Source organism: uncultured Cetobacterium sp., assembly GCF_947039425.1.
Classification (GTDB): Bacteria; Fusobacteriota; Fusobacteriia; order Fusobacteriales; family Fusobacteriaceae; genus Cetobacterium_A.
Map to the genome: position 1 here is coordinate 1 of NZ_CAMQYW010000052.1, position 9,544 is coordinate 9,544.

9 protein-coding genes are annotated in these 9,544 nt (G+C 25.6%); 2 read left to right on the top strand and 7 right to left on the bottom strand.

Going from position 1 to position 9,544, the window contains the following annotated elements:
- Positions 1–9: 9 nt before the first annotated feature.
- From Q0V09_RS04590 to Q0V09_RS04620, 7 genes are all read right to left on the bottom strand, one after another.
- The gene (locus tag Q0V09_RS04590; protein ID WP_297408017.1) at positions 10–735 is read right to left on the bottom strand and encodes a Fic family protein; all 726 of its coding nucleotides are present in this window, start codon (positions 733–735) and stop codon (positions 10–12) included.
- Between the two features lie 130 nt (positions 736–865).
- The gene (gene rbr, locus Q0V09_RS04595) at positions 866–1,414 is read right to left on the bottom strand and encodes a rubrerythrin (RefSeq protein ID WP_297408015.1); all 549 of its coding nucleotides are present in this window, start codon (positions 1,412–1,414) and stop codon (positions 866–868) included.
- A gap of 129 nt (positions 1,415–1,543) precedes the next feature.
- Positions 1,544–2,494, bottom strand: coding sequence for an ROK family protein (locus tag Q0V09_RS04600; RefSeq protein ID WP_297487383.1), 951 nt, complete (start codon positions 2,492–2,494; stop codon positions 1,544–1,546).
- Positions 2,495–2,531: 37 nt separating this feature from the next.
- Positions 2,532–3,029: a YbhB/YbcL family Raf kinase inhibitor-like protein gene (locus tag Q0V09_RS04605; protein ID WP_297487385.1), complete on the bottom strand. Its 498-nt coding sequence runs from the start codon at positions 3,027–3,029 to the stop codon at positions 2,532–2,534.
- 56 nt (positions 3,030–3,085) lie between these two features.
- Entirely contained in the window at positions 3,086–3,706 is a 621-nt protein-coding gene (locus Q0V09_RS04610) for a hypothetical protein (protein ID WP_297487387.1), read from the bottom strand.
- Positions 3,707–3,722: 16 nt separating this feature from the next.
- Positions 3,723–4,487 carry a ParA family protein gene (locus tag Q0V09_RS04615; RefSeq protein WP_297406776.1) on the bottom strand — a complete coding sequence of 255 codons (765 nt, stop codon included), beginning with the start codon at positions 4,485–4,487 and terminating at the stop codon, positions 3,723–3,725.
- 68 nt (positions 4,488–4,555) lie between these two features.
- A complete protein-coding gene (locus tag Q0V09_RS04620) occupies positions 4,556–7,651 on the bottom strand; it encodes an SNF2-related protein (RefSeq protein ID WP_297487389.1) in 3,096 nt (1,031 codons plus the stop codon).
- A 427-nt stretch (positions 7,652–8,078) separates the two neighbouring features.
- Between Q0V09_RS04620 and glsA the strand changes: the two genes are divergently transcribed.
- Both glsA and Q0V09_RS04630 read left to right on the top strand, forming a co-directional pair.
- Positions 8,079–8,993, top strand: a complete 915-nt coding sequence (gene glsA / locus Q0V09_RS04625; RefSeq protein WP_297407393.1) for a glutaminase A — start codon at positions 8,079–8,081, stop codon at positions 8,991–8,993.
- A gap of 20 nt (positions 8,994–9,013) precedes the next feature.
- Positions 9,014–9,544: alanine:cation symporter family protein (locus Q0V09_RS04630; RefSeq protein ID WP_297487392.1), on the top strand; the 531-nt coding region annotated here is incomplete at its 3' end.

Below are 9,544 nucleotides of genomic sequence, written 5' to 3' on the forward strand. Positions count from 1 at the left end.
CATATAAATTTAAATTAATTCTAAATATCTATCTAAAGTTTCTTTTAATTCCAATGTAATAACTTGAACAAGTTCACCATTATTTCCATACATACAAGCTCTATCTAAAGCTTGATGGTATGCCTGTTTATTTTTACTTTTTATTACTATTGGTGGATATCCATTTCTCATAAGCTCTAAATTTAAAAGAAGTTCTGATGTTCTTATATTTTGCTCTGGAAAAGGTTGAATCATTAAAAATATAGTTTGAACTAAAACTGCCCTAACTATTAAATTTTCATTTTCTTTTTTTATATTATACCACTCTACAAAATTAGCCATTTCTTCTTTTATTTTTGTATATTTTGTATAAGTATATTTTAATCCTGCTATATCGGTATTTCTATTTCTATAATTAGAATAATTCTTATCAAATTCACCTTTTTCTAGAATAGAGTGTAATGTTTTTATTTGTATCTGTGTAAAAGGTTCATCTTTTTTTATAATATCGTCTAAATAAAATAGTGCTTTTTGATAATTAGAAATCCTTAAATGCTCTTTTATAGTTTTGCCACCTACAGTTATTCCACTTAAAACTGTTTTAGTTTCTGCTAATGACAAAGTATTCTCTTCACACTTATTCCAGTTGTATATCCATTCAAGAAATGTATTATCTCTTAAATCTTTAAAAACTCTACGGTTTAGAGGTTCATTCTCCTTTAATTGTTCTTTTTTTGCTTCTAAAATATAAAACAATCTATTACCTCCTCTGTTGCTTAATATATCATTATACCCCTTATTTCCAATAAGTTCAATTTATTTAATTAAAAAAATCTCTATAAACACTTAAAAATGTTTATAGAGATTTTTTTTTAATCACTTTATATTAATAATTACTTGGCTGTATCATAAAATATGATCTTGGATGTTTACATACTGGACAAACAAATGGTGATTCTTCTCCATCATGTATATGCCCACAATTCATACACTCCCACTTTACAGCTTCCTCTCTTTTGAAAACTTTTCCAGATTCTATATTGTTTAATAATTCTCTGTATCTAGCTTCATGATGAGCTTCAATCTTTGCAACTTCATCAAAAAGATTTGCAATTACATCAAATCCTTCTTCTCTTGCTTCTTTAGCAAAGGTAGCATACATATCTGTCCACTCATAATTTTCACCCTCTGCTGCTGATTTTAAATTTTCCATAGTAGAACCCATTACTCCACCGTGTAAAAGTTTAAACCAAATTTTTGCATGCTCTTGCTCATTATGTGCTGTTTCTTCAAATAATTTTGAAACTTGTACAAATCCATCTTTCTTAGCCTGTCCTGCAAAATATGTATACTTATTTCTTGCCATTGATTCTCCAGCAAATGCCTCTAATAAATTCTTTTCTGTTTTTGTCCCTTTAATATCCTTAACTTCCATATATCCTCCATGTGTTTAAATTTGTCATTATTTCTTTTTTGTAATCTTTACAAATTTATAATACAACAATATACCAATTTTGTCAATAAAAAAACTACAATTTTTATTAAACTGTAGTTTTTTCTTTTTTTATTTTTCAGATAATAGAGCTGCACCCATAATTCCTGCATTATTTCCAAGTTCACCAATTTTAATTTGTAAATCAATAAGAGCATTATCAAGTGTATATTTTTTAAGCTTTTCTCTCACACTATCAAGTAAAATATCTCCAGCTAAAGCAACTCCACCAGATAAAATTACAACTTCTGGATTTATAAGATTTAAAACATTTCCAATTCCCATTGCTAAATATTCTGATACATAGTCAACAATATCTAAAGAAAATTTGTCACCTTTCTTTGCTTCATCAAAAATATGTTTTGCTTCTAATTTATTAAGATCTCCATGTATAGCTTCATATAACCCATTATTCTTATTTATCATAAGCCTTGATATTGCTTCTCTAATAATTCCTGTTGCTGAAGCATATGCTTCAAAACACCCTTTTTGTCCACAGCCACAAAGCTTTCCATTTTGTACTAACTTCATATGCCCTATCTCTCCACCTACTCCATTAGCTCCTGATATAAGTTTTCCATCTATAAAAATTCCTCCACCTATACCAGTCCCTAGAGCAATAGTAACACTTTTAGAAAATCCTTTTCCAGCTCCAAATATTGTCTCTCCAAGAGCAATAACATTAACATCATTATCAAGTTTAGTTTTAACTTTTGAAATATTCTCCATTTTTTTACTAATATTTATATTCCTTTCCCAAGGAAAATTTGCAAAAAATCCTACAATTTCTTGATTAATAACAGGTCCTGGAATACCCATTCCAATTCCTTCTATATTTTTAAAATCAATATTATTTTCCTGAGCCATTTCTAAAACTGTATTCCAAATCTTATTTAAACTAAAATCAACCCCTTTTATTGATTCTGTTTTTATACTTGTATTTGTAAGAAGATCTCCTTTTCCATTTAATATTCCTATTTTGCTATTAGTACCACCAATATCAATTCCAACAAAATATTTCATATTCCCTCCCGTATTTGTATTTTATGTGTAATTATTTTTAATTGTTATATTTACCTTCTAATTTAGCCATATCTAATATATGACCATCTATACTTTTATATAGTTCATTTAAATAAAATCCACTTTTTAAACTTAATTCTACATCTAAAGCATAAAGTTTTATTGTATATGTATGTGTTTTATCTGGAGGTGCTGGTCCACCAAAATGACTTGCATCACCTTGATCTAATCCACCCATTGAAGATATCCAACTATTAACACCTTGAATTAAATTTTTATCATCTAAGCTAGCATTTTCTTTTAATTCTAAATATTCCTTTGGAATAATTGTAACCCAGTGTATCCAAGAAAATCCTGTTACTGGAATAGCATCAAAATCTTCCATAACCAATGCATAGGATTTTGTGCCTTCTGGTATTGTTTCCCATTGTAAAGGTAAAGATTTTGAAGGCATTCCCTTTAAATTTTGATCTCCGTACTTACCATACTTTTCTTCAATATAACCATCTTTGATTCCTGAACTTATTATTTTCATAATATATTCCTCCTTAATATTTTTTATAAAACTTCCCACGCGTGGGAAGTTTTATACTAAAAATTTTTTAATAACTTTTGTAATCTATTTTTTTCTTTTTCTAAATTAATAATTTCAATTTCAATCTCATTTAATCTATAAATAACTCTTTTTTTTTCAACAATTTTAGGATCCTCTTTAAAATCTATAACCTCAATTTCATTTTTATTTATATTTTCTAAAATATTAAAAATTTTATCCTGTTGCTCACTTAAAGGTAAAGTAAATATCTCAATAACATCTTTTTCAGAAGAGGACTTTTCTATTTTTTTTATATTTGCCACAGCTCTTTCACTTAATTCAAATAGATCCACTGTACTATATTTTAAATATAATTTATATCTATCAATAAATCTATATACTGTAGTTTTAGACAAATTCAAACTATTTATCCAAAGTAAAAAATTTCTATTTTCACTTTTAGTAAATATCTCTTGAGAATCATATAAAGCCTTTGAAAGCTTCATTATCTCTTCCCCTATTTTTTTATTAGAACTTATTATTATTTGTTCATTTAATACTAGTTCATTTATCTCATTTTTATTTTCTATTCCAAGTTTCATATAATCTATATTTGTTTCATAAACTGAAACTTTTGTTAATCCACTAGCTTTTAATGAAGAATTATTCTTAAACATATTCCCAGCAAAATCCTTAGCCAAGGACAATCACCTCTCTACTTAATATCTCCTCACATAAACTAGCATAGTCATCTGCACCTGTTGAATTAGGTTTATAAGTAAAAATACTCTCTTTAAAAGAGATACTCTCTGCTAATTGAATATTTCTTCTTATTACTGTGTTTAACATTTTATTTTCAAAAATATTATTAGCATAATCAAGTACATTTTTAGCTAAATTTGTTGTAGCTAAATGATTTGTTACAAATATTCCTCCAATTTCTAAATTAAAGTTTACTGAATTTTTTATATTTTCAATAGCTTCATTAAGAAGCTGTACTCCTTTAATTTCAAAAAGACCACTTCCTAAAGGAATATAAACTTTATCAACAGCACTTAAAGCATTTAAAGTTAATAAAGAAATTGCTGGTGATGTATCTATTATACATAGATCATAATCATTTTCTACAGATAATAAAAGTCTTTTAAGTAAAGTCTCTCGACCAATTTCAGACACAAAATCAAAGTTACATCTTTCTAAATCCGCATCAGCTGGAACTATATGTAAACTATCATCTATTATATGGATACTATTTTTAATATTTTTATTTTTAAAACTATCATAAAGAGTTTCATTTATATTTTCTGGTGATATGAAGCAATCACTTAAATTCCCTTGAGAATCCATGTCTATAACTAAAACTTTAAAGTTCTTTTTTGCATAGTAAGAAGCCATATTAAATGCTGAAGTTGTTTTTCCTACTCCACCTTTATTATTTGCTATTGCTATTTTAAACATATTCTCCTCCTAAATCACTTTTTTCATCTAATATAATATCATTTTCCATATGGAATTATAATATTTATTTAAAAAAGTTTTAGAAGTTCTTCTTTACTCATTTTTAAAAGTTCTTTCTTTGTTCCATCTAAAACTTCACTAATAATTTTTGATTTTTCACCTTTTATTAAATTTATTTTTTCCTCAATTGTTCCCTTAGTAATAAGTTTGAAAACATTCACCACATTTTTTTGTCCTATTCTATGAGCTCTATCTGTTGCTTGATTTTCAACAGAAGGATTCCACCAAGGATCAAAATGAATAACAGTTTCAGCTCTTGTTAAGTTTAATCCACTTCCACCAGCTTTTAATGATATTATAAAAATATCTCCTTCACCATTATTAAACTTTTCCACAAGAGTCAACCTGTCTTGAATTTTTGTTTTTCCATCTAAATATAAAATACTAAATTCATCTTTTAATTTAGATTTTATTATGTTTAACATCTCTGTAAACTGTGAAAAAAGAAGAACCCCACGACCTCCACTTTTAGCTTCTCTAAGAATGTCTAAAAGAACATCTATTTTACTACTTTCCCCTTTATAATCTTCTAAAAAAAGTTTTGGATGATTACAAATTTGTCTTAATCTTGTTATATAAGAAAGTATTTTTATTGAATCACTATTTTCTATTTCTATTTCATTTTTATACTTTTTTAAATATGCTAAATAAACTTTTTTTTGTTCAGGAGTTAAATCTATAACTATATCTTGTTCAATTTTATCTGGTAACTCCTTTAAAACCTCTTTTTTAGTACGTCTTAATATGAAAGGTGTTACAATATTTTTTAATTCTTTGAGATTATCACTATATTTTATTTTAAATGTTGTATGTTTACCTAAATAACCTGGAAAAGCAAAATCTAGAATACTCCAAAGCTCTAAAATATTATTTTCTATTGGTGTTCCTGTTAAAGCTATTTTAGTTTCTCCTTTGATATTTTTTACAGCATTTGATGTTTTTCCTAAAATATTTTTTATATTTTGAGCTTCATCTATAAATATATTAGCAAATCCATTTTCATAAGACAATTTATCATAAAATTTTATATCATTTTTCATCAATCCATAAGTTGTAATTAATATATCATTTTTTTCTAACTCAGCTATAACTCTCTCTCTTTCACCTACTGTTCCTATACACAATTTTACAGAGAGATTAGGAGCAAATTTTTCAAACTCACTTTTCCAATTATATACTAAAGATTTAGGAGCAATTATAATACTTGGTTTTTCTCTTTTTTCAAAGGCTAAATAAACTATGCTTTGTAAAGTTTTTCCAAGTCCCATATCATCTCCTAAAATACCACCTAAACCTAATTCTTTAAGGGTTAAAAGCCATTGTACTCCTTCAATTTGATAATCTCTCAAAATGGGAAATAGCTCTTTAATTTTCTTCTCGTTTTTCTTTGCACATAAATTTTTTAAGTTTCTATCCATTTCTTTATATGTTTCATCTAACTGTATATTTTTTATTTTTTGCAATGTAGAATTTAAAAAATATCCATAATTTTTAACTCTTGAAATAACTCCTTTTTCAATCTCTTTTTTTGTGGCATTACATATATCTAAAAGATTATTTAAATTTTCTCCTTCTGAATTATCAATAGATAATATTCCACCATTTTTTAAAAGAAAATATTTTTTCTTTTCACGAATTGCATTTAAAAAATCTAAAATCTCTTTTCCATCCACATTATCAATTGTAAAGTTTATACTTAAAAGATCACTTACACTTGTTTTTACTTGATAACTTGCTCTAGTATATACTTTACTTTTAAACTCCTCTGAATAATATATTTCATACTCTTTTTCCAATTGAGGTATTCCAGTTAATACAAAATTATATATACTTTCTATTTCAGTAATATGATAAAAATTATTTTCAAAATTTGTTGAATAAATATTTAAGATATCTTTATATAATAAGTTTTTCTCTAAAAATGAAGACATAATAATTTTATCTTTAAATTCATCTTCACTTTTTCCATCATAAAACAATTTTGAATATATTTTTAATCCATAAGTACCGTAAGAATCTATATATAACTTATGCTCTATATTTTCAGGAGTATAAGTATTTTCTTGTAATTTTTTTTCTATTAATAAATTTCCCATATTTTGTGCTGAATTTATAATTAAAGGTAGATTTTTTTCACTCATAATTAAAGCCTTATTATAGTAAGTACTATGATATATCTTTTTAAAAACAATAGTATCTTCTTGTGACAATCTATAAAATACTGGTTTTTCTGTATTTTTTGCACTTACTAAGGTTTTCTCTCCCTCAAGATAAAACTTATCAATATTACTAAAATTTATTTTTAGTTTTCCATCATCCATTTTATTTATTTCAATAGATAAAAGCTCTTTTAAAGAAGTATTTTCCATTTCAATTTGATTTCCCTCTTTTAAAATATCCATGAGTCTATCAAAGAAAAAACCATTTTTTAAAAAATTTTCCATATCAAAATCTATAAGTAAATATCCATTTACTACAGAATTATATTCTTCTAATAAAGATAAAAATTTGTTTTCCCATCCTTGAAAATAATCAGTACTAGGATCATAAGTATATGCTTTTCCAAAATTATAACTTCTTTTTTTATAAGCTTCTAAAAATTGTGATAATTTATTATTTAATTTATAACTTTTATGTTTTGATACAATAGACATATTTAATTTTAAAGAAAAATGCTCTCTAAAAACTTCAAATTCTGGTTTTATTTTTAAAAATATAAGATTTTTTTTTAATTCTATTTGATTTTGAAAAAGACTTAAAAATTTATCTGTATTATCTTTTTCAACTTCAATCTTTGAAATAACATTTTCAAAACCTAATATACTTAAAGCTATTATATGTTTGCAAGGTCTTAAAGTATTCATAAAATATTGACAAGTACAAGTATAATCTAATAACTCTTCACTATTTATTTTAACTTCTGTTATATATAAGCCCGAAATACCTACTATTTCTCCAATAAACATATAAGCTCCATCAAAAAAAAATGTATCATCAAGAGGGGAAAATTTAACATTTTCACATCTTCCCTCCACAAAATAATTTTTTCCACGATTATATATTGTGATTCCAACAAAATTTTTTAAATTTTTTAAAAAATTCAACTTACTCCCCCTTTAACTCTATTTATTTTAATTATATCAAAATTTTATTGTAAATACGATATGATAAAAATAATATAATTTTATTTTTATTTTAGAGTTTATTGTTCTACTTTTATAGTAAATAGTGTACAAAATAACGTATAACTATTTATTCTTTTAATGATACATATTTAAAATATATAAGCATATTATTATATTTCAAATTTAAAATTAAATATTTATACATTAATTTCCTCACTATTGTATTTAATCCAATATCTATAAATCCTTATAAAATATAGATATTATATAAATTTTAATAATAATTATATATTATAAATATTAAGAGACCTATTGACAATTCAAAAATTATATTTGTTATTTTTCAATAACAAACGTAAGATTTCAGTATTAAAAGTATTTTTTATTAACAATAAAGAGGTGCGAAATGACTGAATTATTACTACACATGATTGAAAAACACAAAAAAGTTACAGAAGAAGGAAAAGTAGCAAACTATATTCCAGAACTAAGTAAGGCTAACCCTACAGATTTAGGAATATATGTTTTAGACAACGACGGAAATGAATTTTTTGCAGGTGATTATGATAAAAAATTCACAGTTCAAAGTATCTCTAAAGTTGTTTCTTTAATGCTTGCTATTTTAGACAATGGAGAAGAGTTAGTTTTTTCTAAAGTTGGGATGGATCCTAGTGGAGATCCATTTAATTCGATTAGAAAACTAGAAACATCTAGTAGAAGAAAACCATATAATCCAATGATTAATGCTGGTGCAATAGTTGTATCTTCTATGATTAAAGGAGTGGATGTTAAAGATAAGTTTAATCGTCTTTTAGATTTTTTTAAACTAATAACAGAAGATCCCACTTTAGATTTAAACTCAAGAGTTTATTTGAGCGAAACAGAAACTGGAAATAAAAATAGATCTATGGGATATTTTTTAAAATCTGAAAACATAATTGTTGGAAATGTTGAAGAGGTTTTAGAAATTTATTTTAAACAGTGTTCCATTGATGTAACAACTAAAACAATTGCTAGACTTGGACTTTTTTTAGCTAATGAAGGTAAATTGAGCACTGGAGAAGAAATTATCACTCCAAGAATTACAAGAATTGTAAAAACTTTAATGGTTACTTGTGGAATGTATGATAGTTCTGGAGAATTTGCTGTTAGAGTGGGACTTCCATCTAAAAGTGGTGTAGGTGGTGGAATTGTATCAGTTATTCCTCATAAAATGGGAATTGGTGTATATTCACCATCTTTAGATAAAAAAGGAAATCCAATTGCTGGGATATCTCTTTTAGAAGATTTATGTAATGAATTAAAATGTAGAATTTTTTAAAAAAATACTTTGGAGGGATTATGAATTTTATCAATTTTTTAAATAATATTTTATGGTCATATGTACTAATTGTAGTACTTATAGCATCTGGTTTATATTTTACCTTTAAACTTAAGTTTGCTAATTTAACACAAATTAAAGAGATGTTTAAAGTTATGTTGGAAAAAGGAAGTGGTAAAGGTGTATCTCCATTTCAAGCTTTTTGTATAAGTGCTGGTTCTAAAGTTGGAACTGGAAGTTTAGCAGGTGTTGCTCTTGCTATATCTGTTGGTGGACCTGGATCAGTATTTTGGATGTGGATTTTAGCCTTGGTTGCTGGAAGTTTAAGTCTTGTTGAAAATACCTTGGCTCAAATTTATAAAAAGAAAGAAGACGGTATTTTTGTTGGTGGACCTGCATACTATATGGAACTTGGAATGAAGAAAAAAGGATTGGGAATAGCCTTTTCAATATTAATTACAATAACATATGGATTTATTTTTAATGCAGTACAAGCAAATACAATTACAGTTGCTTTTAAACATGCATATGGAATAGAACAAATTTATGGA

What these genes read in the sequence shown, in the direction of transcription:
- rbr (WP_297408015.1), bottom strand. Translation starts at nt 1,414, where the DNA reads ATGGAAGTTAAGGATATTAAAGGGACAAAAACAGAAAAGAATTTATTA.
- Q0V09_RS04600 (WP_297487383.1), bottom strand. Translation starts at nt 2,494, where the DNA reads ATGAAATATTTTGTTGGAATTGATATTGGTGGTACTAATAGCAAAATA.
- Q0V09_RS04605 (WP_297487385.1), bottom strand. Translation starts at nt 3,029, where the DNA reads ATGAAAATAATAAGTTCAGGAATCAAAGATGGTTATATTGAAGAAAAG.
- Q0V09_RS04610 (WP_297487387.1), bottom strand. Translation starts at nt 3,706, where the DNA reads ATGTTTAAGAATAATTCTTCATTAAAAGCTAGTGGATTAACAAAAGTT.
- Q0V09_RS04615 (WP_297406776.1), bottom strand. Translation starts at nt 4,487, where the DNA reads ATGTTTAAAATAGCAATAGCAAATAATAAAGGTGGAGTAGGAAAAACA.
- glsA (WP_297407393.1), top strand. Translation starts at nt 8,079, where the DNA reads ATGACTGAATTATTACTACACATGATTGAAAAACACAAAAAAGTTACA.